The organism is Pseudonocardia kunmingensis (assembly GCF_006716445.1).
GTDB classification, from domain to species: Bacteria; Actinomycetota; Actinomycetes; order Mycobacteriales; family Pseudonocardiaceae; genus Pseudonocardia; species Pseudonocardia kunmingensis.
Window position 1 is genome coordinate 2,124,063 of the sequence record NZ_VFPA01000001.1, and the last position, 20,042, is coordinate 2,144,104.

At 74.3% G+C, this 20,042-nt stretch carries 17 protein-coding genes; 5 read left to right on the forward strand and 12 right to left on the reverse strand.

Annotated features, from left to right (window positions below; all coding sequences use genetic code 11):
- Positions 1-66: 66 nt before the first annotated feature.
- The 6 genes from FB558_RS10100 to FB558_RS10125 all read right to left on the reverse strand — a co-directional run bounded on the left by FB558_RS10100 (position 67) and on the right by FB558_RS10125 (position 7,203).
- Positions 67-1,341, reverse strand: a complete 1,275-nt coding sequence (locus FB558_RS10100; RefSeq protein ID WP_246106349.1) for a thymidine phosphorylase — start codon at positions 1,339-1,341, stop codon at positions 67-69.
- 363 nt (positions 1,342-1,704) lie between these two features.
- A complete protein-coding gene (locus FB558_RS10105) occupies positions 1,705-2,097 on the reverse strand; it encodes a cytidine deaminase (RefSeq protein WP_142050800.1) in 393 nt (130 codons plus the stop codon).
- A complete protein-coding gene (locus FB558_RS10110) occupies positions 2,090-3,352 on the reverse strand; it encodes an ABC transporter permease (RefSeq protein ID WP_142050803.1) in 1,263 nt (420 codons plus the stop codon). The genes FB558_RS10105 and FB558_RS10110 overlap by 8 nt, the downstream gene beginning before the upstream one ends.
- Positions 3,349-4,437: an ABC transporter permease gene (locus FB558_RS10115; protein WP_142050807.1), complete on the reverse strand. Its 1,089-nt coding sequence runs from the start codon at positions 4,435-4,437 to the stop codon at positions 3,349-3,351. Before FB558_RS10115 ends, FB558_RS10110 begins: the two co-directional genes overlap by 4 nt.
- Positions 4,434-5,987 carry an ABC transporter ATP-binding protein gene (locus FB558_RS10120; protein WP_142050810.1) on the reverse strand — a complete coding sequence of 518 codons (1,554 nt, stop codon included), beginning with the start codon at positions 5,985-5,987 and terminating at the stop codon, positions 4,434-4,436. The genes FB558_RS10115 and FB558_RS10120 overlap by 4 nt, the downstream gene beginning before the upstream one ends.
- An 85-nt stretch (positions 5,988-6,072) precedes the next feature.
- On the reverse strand, positions 6,073-7,203 hold the full coding sequence (locus FB558_RS10125; RefSeq protein WP_246106350.1) for a BMP family lipoprotein: 1,131 nt from the start codon (positions 7,201-7,203) through the stop codon (positions 6,073-6,075).
- Positions 7,204-7,462: 259 nt separating this feature from the next.
- Between FB558_RS10125 and FB558_RS10130 the strand changes: the two genes are divergently transcribed.
- Positions 7,463-8,617 (forward strand): D-alanyl-D-alanine carboxypeptidase family protein, encoded by a 1,155-nt coding sequence (locus FB558_RS10130; protein WP_142050816.1) that lies wholly within the window; start codon positions 7,463-7,465, stop codon positions 8,615-8,617.
- A gap of 22 nt (positions 8,618-8,639) precedes the next feature.
- Here the strand turns inward: FB558_RS10130 and FB558_RS10135 are convergent, their stop codons facing one another.
- Together FB558_RS10135 and FB558_RS10140 are read right to left on the reverse strand one after the other, a co-directional pair.
- Positions 8,640-9,809 (reverse strand): C45 family peptidase, encoded by a 1,170-nt coding sequence (locus FB558_RS10135; RefSeq protein ID WP_142050819.1) that lies wholly within the window; start codon positions 9,807-9,809, stop codon positions 8,640-8,642.
- A gap of 27 nt (positions 9,810-9,836) precedes the next feature.
- Positions 9,837-10,385, reverse strand: coding sequence for a GNAT family N-acetyltransferase (locus tag FB558_RS10140; RefSeq protein WP_142050823.1), 549 nt, complete (start codon positions 10,383-10,385; stop codon positions 9,837-9,839).
- Between the two features lie 145 nt (positions 10,386-10,530).
- Here FB558_RS10140 and FB558_RS10145 point away from each other — a divergent pair, with 145 nt between their 5' ends.
- Positions 10,531-11,445, forward strand: coding sequence for a GntR family transcriptional regulator (locus tag FB558_RS10145; protein WP_142050826.1), 915 nt, complete (start codon positions 10,531-10,533; stop codon positions 11,443-11,445).
- Positions 11,446-11,464: 19 nt separating this feature from the next.
- Here the strand turns inward: FB558_RS10145 and yhjD are convergent, their stop codons facing one another.
- Together yhjD and trpS are read right to left on the reverse strand one after the other, a co-directional pair.
- Positions 11,465-12,535 (reverse strand): inner membrane protein YhjD, encoded by a 1,071-nt coding sequence (gene yhjD, locus FB558_RS10150; RefSeq protein ID WP_142050829.1) that lies wholly within the window; start codon positions 12,533-12,535, stop codon positions 11,465-11,467.
- Positions 12,536-12,547: 12 nt separating this feature from the next.
- Positions 12,548-13,570 carry a tryptophan--tRNA ligase gene (trpS, locus tag FB558_RS10155; protein ID WP_142050832.1) on the reverse strand — a complete coding sequence of 341 codons (1,023 nt, stop codon included), beginning with the start codon at positions 13,568-13,570 and terminating at the stop codon, positions 12,548-12,550.
- Between the two features lie 79 nt (positions 13,571-13,649).
- Here trpS and FB558_RS10160 point away from each other — a divergent pair, with 79 nt between their 5' ends.
- Both FB558_RS10160 and FB558_RS43880 read left to right on the forward strand, forming a co-directional pair.
- Positions 13,650-14,396, forward strand: coding sequence for a TetR/AcrR family transcriptional regulator (locus tag FB558_RS10160; protein ID WP_170231262.1), 747 nt, complete (start codon positions 13,650-13,652; stop codon positions 14,394-14,396).
- Complete coding sequence (locus FB558_RS43880) at positions 14,393-15,931, forward strand: PEP-utilizing enzyme (RefSeq protein WP_142050838.1); 1,539 nt, start codon at positions 14,393-14,395, stop codon at positions 15,929-15,931. The genes FB558_RS10160 and FB558_RS43880 overlap by 4 nt, the downstream gene beginning before the upstream one ends.
- Positions 15,932-15,934: 3 nt before the next feature.
- Here FB558_RS43880 and FB558_RS43190 read toward each other — a convergent pair whose 3' ends face one another.
- Complete coding sequence (locus FB558_RS43190; protein WP_170231263.1) at positions 15,935-16,099, reverse strand: hypothetical protein; 165 nt, start codon at positions 16,097-16,099, stop codon at positions 15,935-15,937.
- A gap of 230 nt (positions 16,100-16,329) precedes the next feature.
- Between FB558_RS43190 and FB558_RS10170 the strand changes: the two genes are divergently transcribed.
- Positions 16,330-17,340, forward strand: coding sequence for an NAD(P)/FAD-dependent oxidoreductase (locus FB558_RS10170; protein WP_142050841.1), 1,011 nt, complete (start codon positions 16,330-16,332; stop codon positions 17,338-17,340).
- 104 nt (positions 17,341-17,444) lie between these two features.
- Here the strand turns inward: FB558_RS10170 and FB558_RS10175 are convergent, their stop codons facing one another.
- A complete protein-coding gene (locus tag FB558_RS10175) occupies positions 17,445-20,024 on the reverse strand; it encodes a bifunctional FO biosynthesis protein CofGH (RefSeq protein ID WP_142050844.1) in 2,580 nt (859 codons plus the stop codon).
- Between the last annotated feature and the right edge of the window lie 18 nt (positions 20,025-20,042).

Sequence of the window (20,042 nt, forward strand, 5' to 3'; positions counted from 1 at the left end):
ACGAGGACGGTCGGTCGTCGGCGCGGGGTCGCGTCAGGAGCACGGGGTCGAGCCGGGCCCGGACCGTCAGGAGCGGAGCGTGTCCATGATCAGCGCCGGGCGCGCCGCGGGCTCCTCGGACACCAGCACGCCGCCCGCCAGCGCGGCGCGGGCACCGGCGACCTTCTCCGGGGTGTCGGTGTGCAGTTCCAGCAGCGGCTGCCCGGCCTCGACCGCGTCCCCGACGCCGGCCAGCAGCCGGATCCCGGCCGCGGCCTGCACGGCGTCCTCCTTGCGGGCCCGCCCGGCGCCCAGCCTCCAGGCGGCGACCCCGACGGCGAGCGCGTCCAGGTGGGTGAGCACGCCGGAGCGGTCGGCCACCAGCTCCTCGACGTGCGCCGCGACCGGCAACGGCGCCGACGGGTCGCCGGACTGGGCCGCGATCATCCGCTCCCACACCGGGTAGGCGGCACCCGAGGCGAGCACCTCGGCGGGGTCGACGTCGGTGATCCCGGCCAGCGCCACCATCTCCCGCGCCAGCGCCACCGTCAGCTCGACGACGTCGGCGGGCCCGCCCCCGCGCAGCACCTCGACCGACTCCGCCACCTCGAGCGCGTTGCCGACGGCACGCCCGAGCGGCACCGACATGTCGGTGAGCAGCGCGGTGGTCGGGAGGCCGTGCGCCGCGCCGATCGCGACCATGGTCCCGGCGAGCTCGCGAGCGCGGTCCGGCGTCTTCATGAACGCCCCGGAGCCGGCCTTGACGTCCAGGACCAGCCCACCCGTCGCCTCCGCGATCTTCTTGCTCATGATCGAGCTGGCGATCAGCGGGATCGACTCGACGGTGCCCGTGACGTCGCGCAGGGCGTAGAGCTTGCGGTCGGCCGGGGCGAGGGTGGGGGTCGTCGCGCAGATCACCGCGCCGACGTCGGCCAGCTGCGCCGCGATCTCGGCCTCCGACAGCGAGGCGCGCCAGCCGGGGATCGACTCCAGCTTGTCCAGCGTGCCGCCGGTGTGCCCGAGCCCGCGACCGGACAGCTGCGGCACGGCCGCCCCGCACGCGGCGACGAGCGGCGCGAGCGGCAGCGTGATCTTGTCCCCGACGCCGCCGGTGGAGTGCTTGTCCACCAGCGGCCGCCCCACGTCACCCAGGGCCAGCACGTCTCCGGAGTCGATCATCGCCTGGGTCCAGCGGGAGATCTCGCCCGCGTCCATCCCGTTGAGCAGGATCGCCATGGCGAGGGCGGCCATCTGCTCGTCCGCGACGTCCCCGCGCGTGTAGGCCGCGACCACCCAGTCGACCTGCTCCTCGGTGAGGCGGTGCCCGTCCCGCTTGGCCTGGATGACGTCGATCGCGTTCACGCCGGCGACCCTATGCCGGACGCCCCCGCCCCCCGGCGCGGCCCACCGGACCACTGCCACACCGACTTCCGCGCTGCCACACCGACTGCAGTCGGTGCGTGAGCGCAGGAGTCGGTGTACGAGCGGCTCGAACGCGATCGCCGGGCGGACCCGGCCACCGGCCGCCGCACCGGTCCCACACCGACTTCGGTGCTGCCCCACCGACTGCAGTCGATGCGTGAGCGCAGGAGTCGGTGTGCGAGGGGCCGGACGGGACCGCCGGCGAACCTCCCACCAGTCCCACACCGACTTCCGTGCTGCCACACCGACTGCAGTCGGTGTGCGAGCGCAGAAGTCGGTGTGGGAGCGGCGGCGCCGGTCGGGTCAGGCGGGCAGGTCCTCCGGGCCGAAGGCGTCGGGCAGCACCTCGCGCAGCGGCAGGATGCCGCGGGGGGTGTCGAGCAGGCAGTCGGGGCCGCCGAACTCGTAGAGGACCTGGCGGCAGCGCCCGCAGGGCATCAGCAGCTCACCGGTGCCCGAGCGGCAGGCCACGGCCGCGAACCGGCCGCCGCCGGTGAGGCGCAGCTGCCCGGCCATCGTGCACTCCGCGCACAACCCGAGGCCGTAGGAGGCGTTCTCGACGTTGCACCCGGTGACGACGCGGCCGTCGTCGCACACGGCCGCTGCCCCCACCTGCAGCCGCGAGTACGGGGCGTAGGCCGATGCGGCGGCCGCGACGGCGGCGTCGCGCAGGGCCGGCCAGTCGAGGTCAGTCACCCTCACCCCTCCGGTACTCCATGCCGAGGGCGGCGGGTGGCCGCAGCCGTTGCGAGGCCACCGCGAGCACGAGCAGCGTGACCAGCTGCGGCGCGTACGAGGCGAACTCGCGCGGCACCTCGGGGATCACCATGTACACGACGTAGACGGCGGCGCCCGCGGCGAGCGCGATCACCGCAGAGCGCCAGTGGCGGCGCACCGCCCAGAACACCGCGACGACGACGGCGAGGATCGTGAGGGAGTAGAGCAGCGCGTGCACGGCCTCCCCACCGGCGCGCAGCTGCACACCGTCGACGTAGCCGAACAGGGCCGAGCCGGCCAGCAGCCCGCCGGGCCGCCAGTTGCCGAAGATCATCGCCGCCAGGCCGATGTAGCCGCGCCCGCCGGTCTGGCCCTCGAGGTAGCCGAGCTGGCCCGGGTTGAGGGTGAGCGCGGCGCCGCCGAGCCCGGCGAGGGCGCCCGAGATGATCACCGCGAGGTACTTGTAGGTGAAGACCTGCACGCCCAGGGACTCGGCCGCCACCGGGTTCTCCCCGCAGGAGCGCAGCCGCAGCCCGAACCGCGAGCGCCACAGCACCAGGTAGCTGACCGGTACGAGCAGGAACCCGAGCACCACCAGCGGGTTGAGGCCGGTGACCACTCCGCCGAGCAGCCCGGCCGCGTCGGACAGCAGCACGCGCTGCTGGTCCTCCAGGGACGCGAGCCAGCCGGCCAGTGGCTCGATCGAGAACTCCTCGAAGCCCTCGATGCGCGGCGACTGCCGCGGGTTCTGCGACAGCGGCAGGAAGATCAGCGTGGACAGGTACTGCGTGACGCCCATGCCGAGCAGCGTGATCGCGACGCCGGAGACGATGTGGTTGACGCCGAACGTCACCGTGGCGACCGCGTGCAGCACGCCGCCGAGCGCCCCGAACACCAGCCCACCGAGGACGGCCGCCCACGGCCCGCCGTAGAAGCCGGCCCAGGCCGCCCCCCACGTGCCGAGGATCATCATGCCCTCGAGGCCGATGTTGATGATGCCCGAGCGCTCGGCCCAGAGCCCGCCGAGCGCCGCGAAGAGGATGGGCAGCAGCAGCCGCACCGCGGCCTGGGTGGTGCCGCTGGAGGTGAGCTGGGTCTGCCCGGTCAGCGTGGTGGTGATCGCCAGGATCCCGACGCCGATCGCGACGACGAGCGCGGCGCGCGCCCAGCCGGGCATCCGTCGACGGCTGCCGGCCTCCGGCGCGGAGACCGGTGCGGATCCGAGGGCGGTCATGACGACACCTCCGCCGGTGCGGCCGGTGTCGCCCGCAGCTGCGCGGCCACCCGCCGCTGCTCGGCGGCGAGCTCGTAGCGGCGCACGATCTCGTAGGCGATGATCACGGACAGCACCACCGACCCCTGCATGATCAGCACGATCTCGCGCGGGACCCCGACGTTGTCCAGGGCCAGCGCGGACTTGTCCAGGAACGCCCAGAGCAGCGCCCCGAGGGCGATGCCGACGGGGTGGTTGCGCCCGAGAAGGGCCACCGCGATGCCGGTGAAGCCGTAGCCCTGGGGCGAGGTGAGCGTGTAGGCGAAGTCGCGGCCGAGCAGCTCGGGCAGCCCGACCAACCCGGCCATCGCCCCGGAGAGCAGCAGCGCGACGAGGACCATCCGGCGCGCGTCCACCCCGCCCGCGGACGCCGCGGTGGGCGACTCGCCGGACGCCTTCAGCTCGAAGCCGAACCGGGTGCGGTTGAGCATGAACCCGTACGCGAGCCCGAGCGCGGCCGCGACGAACACCATCCCGAAGATCGTCCCGGCGTCGCCGAAGGAGATGCCCGGGACGTGCCCGCTGGGCGGGATCGGCGTGGTGGAGATGTTGTTGCCCTGCAGGACGCCGAACGCGTCGGTGCTGATCAAGTAGGCGATCAGCCCGCCCGCGACGGCGTTCAGCATGATCGTCGAGATGACCTCGCTGACGCCGCGGTAGGCCCGCAGCAGCGCGGGGACGGCGGCCCAGAGCGCTCCGACCAGCGCCGCGGTCACGATGATGACGAGTACGTGCACGACCGGCGGGAGCACGAGCGCGCCGCCCACGATCGCGGCCACGCAGGCCGCCACGCGGAACTGACCCTCCACACCGATGTTGAACAGCTTCATCTGGAACCCGATGGCCACCGCGAGGCCCGCGATGTAGTAGATCGCCGCGCTGTTCACGATGTCGACGGCGGTGGTGCCTGCGCCGACCTGGGTGATCATCACCCGCAGCGCGGTCACCGGGGAGTCGCCGCTGATCAGCAGGGCCACCGCGCAGAGCAACGCGGCGAAGACGATCGCCAGTGCGGGCGGCAGCAGGACGGTGCGGACGCGCGTCACGGAGCCTCCTCCACGTCGGCGCCGGTCATCGCGACCCCCAGCTCCTCGGGTGTGACGGTGGCCGGGTCGGCGTCGGCCACGAGCCGCCCGCGCAGCATCACCCGGATCGTGTCGGACAGCCCGATCAGCTCGTCCAGGTCGGCGCTGACGAGCAGCACCGCGAGGCCACGGGCGCGGGCGCGGCGGAGCTCGTCCCAGATGCCGGCCTGCGCGCCCACGTCGACACCCCGCGTGGGGTGTGCGGCGATGAGCAGCACCGGGTCGTCGGAGAGCTCCCGCCCGACCACCAGCTTCTGCTGGTTGCCGCCCGACAGCGCGGCCGCGGGCACCTCGACGCCGGGGGTCCGCACGTCGAAGTCGCGCACGATGCGCTCGGTGTCGCGGCGCGCCGCCCCGCGGTCGAGCAGGCCGAGCGGGCCGCCGGTGGCGATCGGCTTGCGGCTCTGGTGGCCGAGGATGCGGTTGGCCCACAACGGCTGGGTGCCGAGCAGACCGTGGCGCGTGCGGTCCTCCGGCACGTAGCCGATGCCCGCCTCCCGGCGCTGCAGCGTGTGGGCGCGGGTGACGTCCGTGCCGCCCACCACGATGGTGCCGCCGCTCGCCCGGCGCATCCCCATGATCGTCTCGACGAGCTCGGTCTGCCCGTTGCCCTCGACCCCTGCGATGCCGAGCACCTCGCCGGCGCGGACGACGAGGTCCACGCCGTCGAGCACCGGGCGCCCGCCGCCCTCGGCCTCCAGCGTCAGCTCGGTGACGCGCAGGACCTCGCGGTCGGTGACGGTGGACTCGCGGGTCTCGGGGCTGGGCAGCTCGCTGCCGACCATCATCTCGGCGAGCTGGCGGCTGGTCACCGACCTCGGGTCGGCGCTGCCCACGCTCTCCCCGCGCCGGATCACGGTGACGGTGTCGGCGATCGCGCGCACCTCGTCGAGCTTGTGGGAGATGAAGACGAACGTGTAGCCCTCCGCGCGCATGGTGCGCAGCGTGGCGAACAGCTCGTCCACCTCCTGCGGCACCAGCACGGCGGTCGGCTCGTCGAGGATGACGGTGCGCGCCCCGCGGTAGAGCACCTTGAGGATCTCGACGCGCTGCCGGTCGGCCACCCCCAGCCGCTCGACGAGCACGTCGGGCGGGGCCTGCAGCCCGACCGTGGCCGCCAGCTCGGCGATGCGGTCCCGGGCCGCGGCACCCATGCCGTGCAGCGCCTCCGCGCCGAGCAGGATGTTCTCGGCCACGGTGAAGTTGTCGGCCAGCATGAAGTGCTGGTGCACCATGCCGATGCCGGCGCGGATCGCGTCGGCGGGCGAGCGGAAGCGCACCACCTCGCCGCCCACCGAGATCGTGCCCTCGTCCGGCTGCTGCATCCCGTAGAGGATCTTCATCAGGGTCGACTTGCCGGCCCCGTTCTCCCCGCACAGCGCGTGCACCTCGCCGCGGCGCACCTGCAGGGAGATGTCGCGGTTGGCGACCACGCCGGGGAAGCGCTTCGTGATCCCGGCCAGCGCGACGGCGTACGCACCGTCCGGGGGCCCGTTCTCGGCTACGGCCATTCCTCCAGCCCTTCTGGGGCGTACGGGTCGGGGGCCGGGATGGTGGTCCCGGCCCCCGATGGTGCCCGATGCGTGATCGCGCCCGTTACGGCGTGCTCGGCACCTGGATCTCGCCGCTGATGATCGCGGCCTTGTAGGCGTCCAGGTCGCCGGTGATGTCGTCGATCATGCCGCCGGACGTCGAGTAGCCCACGCCGTCGACGGAGAGGTCGAACGCCTCGGGCAGCACGCTGGTGTCGCCCGCGGCCACCGCGTTGATGTAGTTGAACACCGCGACGTCGACCGACTTGATCATGGAGGTCATGATCACCTGGTTGACCGGCGGCTCGACGGTGTTGTACTGGTCGGAGTCCACGCCGATCGCGAACTTCGGGGCCTCCGGGCTGTTCGCCGCGTTGACGGCCTCGAACACGCCCTGCCCCGACGCACCGGCCGCGTGGTAGACGATGTCCGCGCCGGAGTCGAGCTGGCCGCGGGCCACCTCGGTGCCGCGCGCGGCGTCGTTGAAGCCGGTGAAGTCGCCCGCCGGGCTGATGTAGTCGACGTCGACCTGGATGTCCGGCGCGACGGCGCGGGCGCCGGCGACGTAGCCCGCCTCGAACTTCTGGATCAGCGGCGTCTCGACACCCCCGACGAAGCCGATGTGGCAGGCCTGCGTCTTCATCGCGGCGGCGGCACCGACGAGGAACGATCCCTGCTCCTCGGCGAACACCAGCGGCGTGACGTTCGGGAGCTCGACCGTGGCGTCGTCGACGATCGCGAACTGCACGTTCGGGTTCTCGGTGGCGACGGTCTGCGTCGCGGTCGCGTACTTGAAGCCGACCGCGATGATCGGGTTGAAGCCGTCGGCGACGAGCTGGCGCAGGCGGGTGGCCGCCGCGTCCTCGCTCTCGTTCTCCGCGGCGGCGAGCTCGCGCGTGTTGGCCTGCTGCAGGCCGAGGTCGCTGATCGCCTGCTCGAGCCCGGCGGCGGCCGAGTCGTTGAACGACAGGTCACCGCGGCCGCCGATGTCGTAGGCGAGGCCCACCTTCAGCGCGCTGGCGTCGGAGTTCGGCGCGACCGGGGCCGGTGTGGCAGCGGCACCACCCGCCGCGGCGGGAGCGGCGTTGCGCGTGCACTCGGCTCCTGCGGCGTCCCCGCCCTGCTGGGGGGACCCGGTGTCACGGGCGCAGCCCGCCACCACCAACGCGCTGGTCAGCACGGCCGCTGCCAGCACGAATCCTCGTCTGATCCGCACTGAAGACCTCTCCTGTTCCGGCCGGGCCGATCTCGCCCCGCCACGCCGGAGGGACCGTAGTCCAGGGAGGCTGCGGTTCACACGCCGGACGCCGGGGCGTGACCGAATCGTCGACTCCAGAGCGTGACCACGCCGGCGGCGGTGGTGAGTGCCGGCGCACCGCCGGGCGTCCCCCGATCACGTGATCATCGCGACCTGGGAGGGGCACGGAGGCACACCGGAGACCTACAGTCGAGGTGTGCGGTGGGCCGCGGCGTTGACGCTGGTACTCGCGCTGGCGTGCCCGGCCACCACGGCTCCGGTCCCGGCGGCGGACGTCACCGTGGGCTGCCGCGGGCAGCAGGTTCCACCGCCGCCCGCGGCCGAGGAGGAGCTGGTGGACCCCGCGCCGGGCCCGCTCCCCTGGCCCGACGAGCCGGTGGGCGGACCGGGTATGGGCACCTGCGAGGAGATCGGCCCCGAGGGAGCTCCCGAGCTGACCGCCGAGTCCTGGGTCCTCGCCGACCTCGACACCGGCGCCGTGCTCGCGGCGAAGGCCCCGCACGCCCGGCACCGGCCGGCGTCCACGCTCAAGGTGCTCACCGCGCTCGCCGCGATCCGCACGCTGGACCCGAACACCGTCGTCGCCGGCACTGCCGCGGACCAGGCCATCGACGGCAGCAAGGCGGGCATCGGCGCGGGCGGGCAGTACACGGTGCGCCAGCTGCTCGCGGGGCTGCTGCTCAACTCGGGCAACGACACCGCCCAGGCCCTCGCCCGTGAGATGGGCGGGGACGCGGCCGCGCTCGCCGTCATGACGGACATCGCCCGGGAGCTCGGCGCCCTCGACACGCGACCGGCCACCCCGTCCGGTCTCGACGGGCCCGGCATGGCCTCCTCGGCCTACGACCTCGCGCTGCTGTTCCGGGCCGCGATGCGCGAACCGCTGTTCGCGCAGACGACCAGCCTGGACTCGATCCCCTTCCCCGGCTACGGCGAGCACCCCGGCTTCGAGCTCTACAACAGCAGCAAGCTGCTCGCCCGGTACGAGGGGACGATCGGCGGCAAGACCGGCTACACCGAGGCCGCCCGGCACACGCTCGTCGCCGCCGCGGAGCGGGACGGCAGGCGGCTCGTCGTCGCGCTGATGCGCGGCGAGCAGAAGCCCGAACCGATGTGGGAGCAGGGTGCCGACCTGCTCGACTGGGGCTTCGACCTCCCGGCGACCACCCCGGCCGTCGGCACGCTGGTCGAGGCCGCGCCCGCGCCGCCCGCCCCCGACACGACGACCCTCGCCGCCGGCAGCACGCTCACCGCCGGTCCGGACGCGTCGCTGGTCCTCCCGATCGGGCTGGGCGCCGTCGGGATCGCCGGGCTGGTGATCGGCGGCCTCGCCCTGCGCCGCGGCCGCTGACCCCGGCTCGCGTCCGGCGAGGTCAGGTGCGCTGCAGGGCCGGCAGCGCGAACTCGAGCTCCGGGCTGTAGCGCGGCGCTCCGTCCGGGGCGTCGCCCAGGTAGAAGTGCGTCGCCATCGTGGCGCGTTCCAGGTCGATGACGGTGCGCCAGAGCGTGCGGATCGGGTAGGGGGTGTCGGTGGCGGCGTCGACGCGGGCCGCGTCGAGGGCATCGCGCATCCGCTCTGCGGACAGGCCGGTGCCGGCCGAGCGCTCGGCGACGGCCCGGTAGCGCTGGTAGGTCAGCATGGTCTCGGTGTTGTCCGCAGGTAGTGCGGCCGCATCGCGGTGGCGGTGCAGCAGGTGGTTGGTCACGCACAGGGCACCGTCCGGTGCCCGGACGGCGTGCTCGTCGCCGCCCGGACCGCGTTCCCAGACGAAGGCGTCGCCGGAGCGGTCGCCCACCAGGTAGTGCAGCGGCGTGCCCAGGTCGTACTGCTTGGCCGCGTACAGCGCGTCGAGCGCCTCGGCGGCGCTCGTGCACGTGTCGAGCAGGAAGCGCGGGAGCTGGGCGCTGGCCAGCCCGACCTGCGGCCCGGCATCGATCGGACCGGTCGTGCGCTCCGCGTCGGCGATCAGCAGGGTGACCGCGAGGCCGTGCTCGTTGACCCCCTCCATGCAGCTGTCCAGCTCGTTCATGGTGAGCACGGTGGTGGCAGGCCCGTCGTCGGGCACGCTGGTGAGCACGTGCGGGCGCGACGACATGGGCGCCTCGGTCCCGTCCGGCACCGGCTGCCCGGCCAGCAGGGCGAACAGCTCCGTCGCGCTGGTCGTGAAGAAGTCGTAGTTGCGGCCGAGGACGGCACGCCCGTCGACGGTGGCCGCGCGCGGGTAGTAGCTCGCCGAGCAGGCCGACCCGTTCGGGACGCCGGTGAGGCCGTCCAGGTACACCTCGTCGGCCTCGAGGTCGACGCCGAGCGCCTGCGCGGCGCCCTGCATCCGGGCCAGGTGCTGCGGCCAGTGCCGGGCGAACCAGGCACGGCGGGCGCGGGCCTTCACCGGGTCGGCGCGCGCGGGCGTCCAACCGAAGACGCGGCGGGCCTGCTCGGCGTACGCGCGGCCGATCTCGACCTGGCTCCCGGACGCGGTGAGGTGCGCGACGGACATGAAGTCGGTGTCGCCGCCTGCGACGACCTGGCTGGTGACGGGCATGAGCTGCTCCATTCGTTCGTGGTGCGTTCAGGGACGGGGTTCGCGCCACATCGGCCACAACCGCGGGCCGGCGGGCAGGGTGATCGGGTCGCCCGTGGTGCGGAACCCGTGGCGCTCGTAGAACGCGCGGCTGCGCGCCGAGCTCGCCTCCAGGTAGGCGGGTAGGCGTTCGACGTCGGCACGGGCGAGCCGGTCCCGCAGCAGCCTCCCGCCGGTGCCGCTGCCCTGCGCGCCCGGCACGACGCCGAGGAACGCGAGGTAGAGGTGCTCGCGTCCGACCGGGTGCCGCTGCTCGGTGAGGATCATGAAGGCGGTCAGCCGGGCGAGCTCGTCCGGGAGCGGGGTGCCGTCACCTGCCGGCGCCTCGGCCCCCCGGCGCAGCCAGACCGCGACGGCCGTGCCGTCGGGATCGACCACGAGCTCGCCCTGCCCGGCGGACTGCTCCACGACGGGCCGGAACACCCGGGCGGCGTCGATCCCGTCGTCGGGCAGGAGCCAGCGGCACACGGGATCGTCGGCGAAGGCTGCGGTCAGCACGCCGACCGCGACCTCGCACTCGGTGGTAACAGGAACCATGCGTACACCGTAGGAAGTGCGCACCGATCCCGTCGATCTATCGCAGTGCACTTTCCGAAAAATGCGGGTTTGCTGGGGCTGAACTGGTGGGGATAACCCGAACTCGCGGCTCGCCCACCGGGATCCGCACTAGTACGGTGACGGCGTGGACCCCGACGAGAGCGACCGGCCCTACCTACGGGTGGCCGGGGCGATCCGCAGTCGGATCGTCTCGGGCGATCTGCGGCCCGGCGAGCGCGTGCCCTCCACCCGGCAGGTGGTCCGCGACTTCGGCGTCGCGATGGCCACCGCCACCCGGGCGCTCGCGGTGCTGCGCGACGAGGGGCTGGTGGTCACCCGGCCGGGCTCGGGCACGGTCGTGCGCTCCCCGGAACCGCCGTCACGGCGCAGCCCGCGGTCCCGCGACCGGGACCTGACGACGGGCCGGATCGTCGCCACCGGGCTGGCGGTCGCCGACGCCGAAGGCCTGGAGGCCGCCTCGATGCGCCGGATCGCCGCCGAGCTCGGGGTCGCCCCGATGTCGCTCTACCGGTACCTCGCCGGGCGCGAGGAGCTGGAGCACCTGCTGGTCCGCGCCGTGTTCCGGGCCCATCCGCTGCCCGAGCCGGGGCCTGCGGGGTGGCGGGCGAAGCTCGAGCTGGCCTGCCGGGTGCAATGGCGGGCCTACCGCAGGCACCCCTGGCTGCCCGAGCTCGTCTCGCTGACCCGGCCGCTGCTGCTCCCCGAGGCCATGTCGCACACCGAGTGGACGCTGAAAGCGCTGGCCCGCCTCGACCTCAGCCCCGCCGAACGCGCGCGCGAGGTGATCGCCCTGGCGTCCCTGGTCCGCGGCCTCGCCGCGAGCGCCACCGCCGAGACCAGGGCCGAACGGGAGACCGGTCAGGCCAACGACCAGTGGTGGGTCGCCCTGGACGACGAGGTGCGCGGGTTGATGGCCTCGGGCCACTACCCGCAGCTGGCGTCGGTACCCGAGCGCGCCGTGCAGGACCTGGACGCCCTGCTGGAGCACGCCATGGCCCGCCACCTGGACGGCTTGGCCGCCCACCTCGCCGGCCGCTGACGCACGTGGAGCCGTACCGCTATGGCTCCGAGGTGCGGTGGGAGTGGCGGCCCATGAGCAGGCGGCTGCCCAGCAGACCCGTCACCACGCCTGCGCCGAGCAGGCCCAGCGCGGTGCGGCCGGTGGGGCCGCTGCGCACCACGACCTCGGAGTGCAGCACCGGCGGGTCGGGCACCGGCACCGGCTCCTCCTGCTCGTTCTCCCGTGACGTTGCGGCCCACGCCGTCACGAAGAGCACGAAGCGGGAGGCGAAGAACGCGAAGACGAGCAGGCCGAGGAACGGCCCGAAGATGACCCCGCTCGGCGAACCGGTGACGCTCTCCAGGTAGTACCGCATGACGATCTTGAGGACCTCGAAGCCCACGGCCCCGAACAGCGCGGCCTTCGCGGCACTGCGCAGCGTCGCGTGCTCCCGCGGCAGGCGCGCGATGACCCACATGAAGATCAGCCAGTTGGCCAGGATCCCGAGCGCGACGCCGAGCAGGCCGAGCAGGAACCGCGCCCACCCCACGTCGCCGAGCCCGACGAGCTCCAGCACGGTGGTGGCGAACGCGGTGGCGATGCCCGTCACCGCGAACGAACCGACGAGCGCGGCACCGAGGCCCGCCAGCGCCAGCAGGTCGAACAGCAGGCGCTTGGGCAGGGCGGGCACGGCGGGCACCTGCGCCCACTGCTCCGAGAGCGCCTCCCGGAGGTTGGACATCCACCCGATGCCGGAGTAGAGGGCACCGAGGAGGCCGAGGACGCCGACGGCTCCGCGCTGGTCGATGGCCTGCTGCACGATCCCGGTGACCGTGGGGGCCAGCGGCGGCGGCACGTTCTCGGTGAGCGACGCCTGCAGCTCGCCGAGCAGCGCCGGGTTGAAGAACAGCACGTACCCTGCGACCGCGAACGCGATCATCAGCAGCGGCACGAGCGACAGCACGCTGAAGAAGGTGATCGCCGCGGCGTAGTGGTCGCCGTGCCGTTCGGTGTAGCGGGCGCCCGCCCGCACGAGGTGGTCCAGCCACGGGAACCGCGCCCGTAGCCGCTCGAGCCTCGACGGCGCCGCGGCGTCGTCCTCGGCCTGCTCGGCAACCGGTGCAGCCACGGCGTCACCCCATCACTTCGGCGGCAGGAAACCGATCCTCTCGTGGACGGCGGTGAGTGTCGCGCCCGCGATCTCGCGCGCCCGGGTGGCTCCGCGGGCGAGCACCCGATCGAGCTCCGCCGGGTCGTCCTGGTAGACCCGTACCCGTTCCCGCAGCGGTTCAGTGAACGTCGCGACGACCTCGGCGAGGTCCTTCTTCAGGTCGCCGTAGCCCTTGCCCGCGTAGTCGGCCTCCAGCTCCGAGACCTTCCGGTCGGTGAGCGCCGAGTAGATCGTGAGCAGGTTGGAGATGCCGGCCTTCGCCTCCGGGTCGTAGCGGATCTCCCGCTCGGTGTCCGTGACGGCCGAGCGGATCTTCTTCGCGTTCACCCTCGGCTCGTCGAGCAGCTCGATGATCCCGCCCGGGCTCGACGCCGACTTGCTCATCTTCGCCGTCGGGTCCTGCAGGTCCTGGATCTTCGCGATCCCGGTGGGGATGAACGGCTCCGGCACGGTGAACACCGCGCCGAAGCGGGCGTTGAACCGCTGCGCGAGGTCGCGGGTGAGCTCGAGGTGCTGGCGCTGGTCCTCGCCCACGGGCACGCCGTCGGCCTGGTAGAGCAGGATGTCGGCCGCCTGCAGGACCGGGTAGGTGAACAGCCCGACCGTGGCCCGGTCGGCGCCCTGGCGCAGCGACTTGTCCTTGAACTGCGTCATCCGGCTCGCCTCGCCGAACCCGGTGAGGCAGCCGAGCACCCACTCCAGCTGCGCGTGCTCGGGCACGTGGGACTGCACGAACAGCGTGCACCGCTGCGGGTCGAGCCCGAGGGCCAGCAGCTGGGCCACCGCGTTGCGGGTGCGGGCGGCGAGCGTCCTCGGGTCGTGCTCGACGGTGATCGCGTGCAGGTCGGGGACGAAGTAGAACGCGTCGTGCGTGTCCTGCATCGCCACCCACTGCCGGACCGCGCCCAGGTAGTTGCCCAGGTGGAAGGAGTCCGCGGTCGGCTGGATGCCGGACAGCACCCGCGGGCGGCGGTCGGTGGCGGGGGTGGTCATGCGCCGATTCTCCCAATCCCGGTCCACCGGACCGCCGGGGGCCGTAACTCTGACCAGATGGTCCGCTACAGTCAAAGTCATGCGCACGACCGCACCCGGTCCCCCGGGCCGCCGCGACGTCCGAGCCTGGGCCGAGCGCACCGATCGGATCCTCGACCGGGCCGCGGAGTCCGTCCTCGCGGTCGGGCACTCCGGCACGACTGTCGAGGCCGTCGCCCGCGGCGCCGGCGTCGCCAAGGGCACGATCTACCTGCACTTCCCCAGCCGCGAGGCGCTCTTCACCGCGGTGCTGCGCCGCGAGCGCCTCGCATTGGTCACCGCCACCGCCGAGGGCGTGGCCGCCGACGCCGGGGCCGCCACCCCGCACGGCGTCGTCGCCGCCTCCGTCCGCGCGCTGCAGCGCCGCCCCCTGCTGGGCGCGGTGCTGCGCCGCGACGCGGACGTGCTCGGCCGGCTGGCCGGTTCCGAGCCCGTGCCCGAGATGCCGGGAACGGCCCGCGGGTTCGCCGCCTACCTCGACGAGCTGCGGGAGGCCGGCCTCGTGCGCACCGACCTGCCCACCGCCGAACTGCTCGCGGTCGTGGCGGCGGTCCTGCTCGGCTTCCTCACGACCGGCGCGCTGCTGCCCGCGCCGGTTCCCCCGGACCGGCTGCCCGACCTCGTGGCGGGCACGGTCGAGCGCGCCCTCGACCGCGGCTGCGCGCTCGCCCCCGCGGACGTCGCGCGGACGGCCCGGATCACCACGGCGTACCTGGCCACGGCCGTCGAGCAGGCCACGGCGGCCTACCGGCTCGCCGCAGGCATCGCCGCGGAAGGGCCGGCATGACCAGCGGGACCACCGCCCTCGAGGTGTGGGACGACAGCGTCGGGGTCGACCACCTCTGGACCAACGGCAACCTCGGCGAGGCCGTCCCCGGTGTCATGACGCCGGCCACGTGGTCGACCGTCTCGCTGTTCATGTCCCGGGCCATGACCACCTCGGCGGTGCCGGGGGCGCGGGCGTTCGGGCGCATCCGGGGACGCTTCTACCTGGATCTGAGCGTCATCGTCTCGCTCGCCGCGACCTTCGGCGTGCCCCCGCGCCGAGTGCTCGCGGCGATGGAACCGGTCTTCGGCACCGTGCCACCGGACGTCGAGATCCCCCTGGTCGCGATGCCGAGGGCACGCACCGCGCTCGCGCTCCTGCGCTCGTCGGTCACGGGGGTGCGGCGGGCCAGGGCCGCCCGCCGTGCTCTCGCCACCGAGCTGCCCGCCCTGCCGCAGCGGTGCACGGACCTGCGCACCGCGATCGCCGCCACCGCGGACCCGCGCCGGCTCGCCACGATCTGGACGGCCGAGGTCGACCCGCTGCTCGCCCTCGTGGGCGACCTCATGGACGTGGTGCGGCGCGACGGCAAGGCGCTCGTGACCGTGCCTGCGCGGCTGACCCGGCTCGTCGGGGCCGCCGACGCGGAGGCGCTGACGTCCGCGGGCGAGCACCTGGCGAGCATGGGGCCGCTGATCGGGCTGGCGCGGCTGGAGCGCGGCGAGATCGACCGCGACACCTACGTCCGCGAGCACGGGCACCGCGGCCCGCACGAGTTCGAGCTCTCGGTGCCGCGCCCTGCCGAGGACCTGGACCGCCACCTCGCGCAGCTGCGCGGCGGGCCCGACCCGCGGCCGCTGCTGGCCCGCCGCGAGGCGGCCCGGGAGGAGGCGTGGCAGCGGCTCGTCCGGAACCGGCCGCGGCGGGTGGAGGGGGCCCGCCGCGGCCTGCACGCATGGGCGGACGCCGCCCGGCAACGGGAGCGGATCCGATCGGCGAGCATGCGTGTGTTCTGGGTGGCGCGGGCGTTCTTCCTGCGTGCCGGGGTGCTCACGGGTCTGGGCGAGGACGTCTTCCTGCTCTCGCTCGAGGAGGTGCTCGGCGTGCTGTCGGGCGCGCCGGTCACCGCGGACGTCGCGGTGCGGCGCGCCACCTACGCGCACTACCGCGCACTGCCCGCCCCGCCGCCGCTCGTGCGGGGCACCCTGGCCGCGGCGCCCGGGACGCGCGCCGCAGGCACCGTGCGGGGCACCGGCGCCTCGGCGGGCATCGTCACCGGTCGCGTACGCGTCCTCCCCGACGTCGCGGGCGGCGACGCGCTCCGGCCGGGGGAGGTGCTGGTCACCACCGTCACGAACGTCGGCTGGACGCCGCTGTTCCCGCGCGCCGCCGCGATCGTCACCGACGTGGGCGCGCGGCTCTCGCACGCCGCGGTCGTGGCCCGCGAGCTCGGGATCCCGGCGGTCGTCGGATGCGGGGACGCGACCGCCGTCCTGCGCACCGGCGACCAGGTCCGCGTCGACGGCACCCTCGGGACGGTGCAGCGCCTGCCGTGACGCTCAGTCCGCGGTGTCGGGCTCCGGTTCGGGCTCGACCGCACGCACCTCGACGGTGCGGTTGTCGAGGTCGATCGGCCCGAGCTGCCACTGCTGCTGACCGTCGCCCGCCTCGGTCGACTCGTCGCGGATCTTCCGCCCGGGGAACATCTCGCCCAGAACGCCCATGGCCGCCACGGTACGCGTCGCGGAACCCGCTCGACGCCTGCCGGGCCCGGGCCTAGTATCCCCCGCCGGAAGTTCGCTGCGTAAGTCGGTGGATCCAGGTTCTCGCTGCGTGTGCCGGGCGGCGAGCCTCGTACCGGGCGTACTCGGCTCGTCGACCGGTGCGCGCAGCGTGGAGCTGGGCCGCCGAATTATTCGGCGGACTTCCGGCGGGGGACACTAGCGTCCCGGCGGTGCAGGAGATCGTCGTGGTGGGGGCCGGCATCGTCGGGGCGTCGGTGGCGCACCACTGCGCACGGCTCGGCGCGCGCGTGACGCTCGTGGACCGGGCCCTGCCCGGATCGGGGGCCACCGGCGAGTCGTTCGCGTGGATCGGCGCCTCGCAGCGCGTACCCGGGCCGGGCGGACCGCTGCGCGCGGCCGCGACGCGGGAGTACCGGCGGCTGTCCGCGGAGGTGCCGGCCGTGCGGGTGCGGTGGACGGGGTCGCTCTCGTGGCCGCCCGGCTCCCCGGAGCCCGGGCAGCGGCTGGTGGACGCCGAGCAGGTGGCCGCGCTGGAACCGCACCTGCGCCACCCGCCCGAGCAGGCCCTGCACCTCCCCGGTGACGGCGCCGTGGACCCGGTGGCCACGACCGAGGCCCTGGTCGCGGCCGCCGGCGCGCGGACGCTCTTCGGCACAGCGGTGACCGTGTTGCGGGTGGCGGGCGGGCGGGTCGTGGGCGTCGAGACGACGGCCGGGTTCGTCGGCGCCGACACGGTCGTACTGACCGCGGGCGCCGATGTCGCCGTGCTGTGCGCACCGCTCGGGATCACCGTGCCGGTGGCCCCGTCGCCCGCCGTCCTGCTGCGGCTCGACGGCCCGCCGGACCTCGTCCGGACGGTCGTCGTGGCGCCCGGGGTCGAGGTCCGCGCCGGTGGCGACGGCGCACTGCTCGCGGCCCTCGCCCATGCCGGGGAGACCACGGCCGCGGCCCTCACGCGCTCCGCGGAACGCGCCCGCGACCGGATCGCGGCCCTGTTCCGCGGCGGGCAGGACGTGCGGCTGCGCAGCGCGCGCGTGGGGGTGCGCCCGATGCCGGCCGCCGGGCACCCGCTGATCGGGCCGCTGGTCCCCGGCGCCCACCTGGCGGTGATGCACTCCGGCGTCACGCTCGCGGCCGTGGCCGGGCGCCTCGTCGCCGAGGAGGTCGTGCACGGCGTCGACGCGCCGGAGCTCGCCGGGTGCCGGCCACGCCCCGCGTGACGTGCTTCGCCGTCGACGTACGGCTCGAACCGATCACGCCCCGAGATCGTTGCGAGTCGCACGGGAGCGCGGTCCCGACCGCCATGGCGTACGGGTCGGACCGATCATGCGGGGGCGAGCGGCAGCAGCCGCGGGCCGGGACGCTGCGCAGGCACCAGCCGCTCCACCGGCTCCCGGTAGGTGGTGCTGCGCTGGCGCACCGGGCGGCCTGCGGCCGACGCGATCGCCGCCAGCTCGGTGACGGTGCGCGCCGAGCCGTTCTCGGACCCGGCCATCCGGCTGATCGTCTCCTCCATGAGCGTGCCGCCCATGTCGTCGGCGCCGCCGCGCAGGATGTCGGCCGCGAGGTCGTCGCCGAGCTTCACCCACGAGCACTGGACGTGGTCGATCCGGCCGTGCAGGGCGAGCCGGGCGAACGCGTGCACGGCCCGGTTGTCCCGCGCGGTGGGGCCAGGGCGGGCGATGCCTGCGAGGTAGATCGGCGCGTTGTGGTGCACGAACGGCAGCGGCACGAACTCGGTGAACCCGCCGGTCTCGTCCTGCAGCGCGGCGAGCGTGCGCAGGTGGCCGAGCCAGTGCCGGGGCTCGTCGACGTGCCCGTACATCATCGTGGACGACGACGGCACCCCGAGCCGGTGCGCGGTGCCCACGACCTCCAGCCACTGCGCGGCGGGCAGCTTGCCCTTGGTGAGCACCCAGCGCACCTCGTCGTCGAGGATCTCCGCGGCGGTGCCCGGGATCGAGCCCAGCCCGGCGTCGCGCAGCTCGGTGAGCCACTCCTCGATCGACACGCCCGCCTTCGCGGCCGCCGACACGATCTCCATCGGCGAGAACGCGTGGACGTGCATGCCGGGCACGGCGGCCTTCACCGCGCGCACGAGGTCGGCGTAGAAGGTGACCGGCAGCTGCGGGTCGATCCCGCCCTGCATGCACACCTCGGTGGCGCCGGCCTCGGCCGCCTCCACGGCGCGGGCGGCGACCTCGTCGAGCGAGAGCCGGAACGCGTCGGCGTCGCGCTCGCGCTGCGCGAAGGCGCAGAACCGGCAGCCCACGTAGCAGACGTTCGAGAAGTTGATGTTCCGGTTGACGACGTAGGTGACCTCGTCGCCGACCACGTCCGCGCGCACCGCGTCGGCGAGGCGCGCGAGCTGCTCCAGTGCCTCCCCGGTACAGGTGAGCGCGGCCATCGCGGCCGCCTCGTGCGCCGGGTCGAGCAGCGCGGCCGGGTCGGACGCGGCCAGCTCCAGCCCGGCGCGGACGTCGGCGTCCAGCCGTTCCGGCGCAGCGCGCCGCGTCCCGGCCAGCTCCTCGGCGACCGCGTCCCAGTCGCCGTAGACGGAGGCGAAGTCGCCGCGGCGGTCGTCCGTGCGCCCCTCGGTGTCGATCGCGGTGTGCAGGTCGGTGCGCCCGCTGGAGGCGAACCCGCCGTCCGGCTCCTGCCACGGTCGCCCGACGACCGCGGCGCTCTCGCAGGCCAGGCCCGTCTCCGGGTCCGCGAGCGCGGCGACGTGGGCGTGCAGGCGGGAGTCGATCCACGGCGAGCCGGCCAGCACGTACTTCGGGTAGGCCGCGAGCCGCTCGCGGATGCGGAACCCGGCGGCGGCCGAGCGGGTGGCCAGCTCGTCGATCGCCGGCCACGGCAGCTCCGGGCTGACGTGGTCGGCCGTGATCGGGGAGACGCCGCCCCAGTCGTCGATGCCCGCGCGGAGCATGAGCGCGAACTCCTCGCCGATCAGGTTCGGCGGGGCCTGGATGCGCATCTTCGGGCCGAGCACGATCCGCGCGACCGCGATCGTCGCGGCCAGGTCGTGCAGGTCGGCGTCCGGGTCGTTCGCCATCGCCGTGTCGGGCTTGGCCCGGAAGTTCTGGATGATCGCTTCCTGGACGTGCCCGTGCGCCCGCGCCGCGGACCGGATGGCGAACAGCGACTCGGCGCGCTCGGTGCGGTTCTCGCCGATCCCGATCAGGATCCCGGTCGTGTACGGGACGCCGACGCGCCCGGCGTCGGTGATCGCCCGCAGCCGGACCGCGGGCTCCTTGTCCGGACTCCCGTAGTGGGGGCCGCCGGGCTCGCTCCACAGCCGCTCGGCCGTGGTCTCCAGCATCATCCCCATGCTCGCGGCCACCGGCTTGAGCCGCGTGAACTCGGCCCACGACAACACACCCGGGTTGAGGTGCGGCAGCAGGCCGGTCTCCTCCAGCACCGCGATCGCGCAGGCGCGCACGTAGTCGAGCGTGGAGCCGTACCCGCGCGCCTCCAGCCACTCCCGGGCCGCGGGCCAGCGCTCCTCGGGGCGGTCACCGAGGGTGAACAGCGCCTCCTTGCACCCGGCGGCCGCGCCGGCGCGGGCGATCTCCAGCACCTCGTCGCGCTCGAGGAACGCGGCGGGCAACCGGTGCGGCACCGTCGCGAAGGTGCAGTAGTGGCAGCGGTCGCGGCACAGCCGGGTGAGCGGGATGAACACGTTCTTCGAGTACGTGACGACACCCGGCCTGCCCTCGGCCACCAGCCCGGCGTCGCGCACGCGCGAGGCCACGGTGAGCAGCTCGTCCAGCGCCGCACCGCGGGCGGCGAGCAGCACGGACGCCTCGGTGACGTCCAACGTGACGCCGTCGCGGGCCCGCCGCAGCGCGCGGCGGAGGGCGGCGTCGCTCGGTGCGGGCTCGGGGAGCACATCGGCCATGGGCTGACAGTAGGTCGG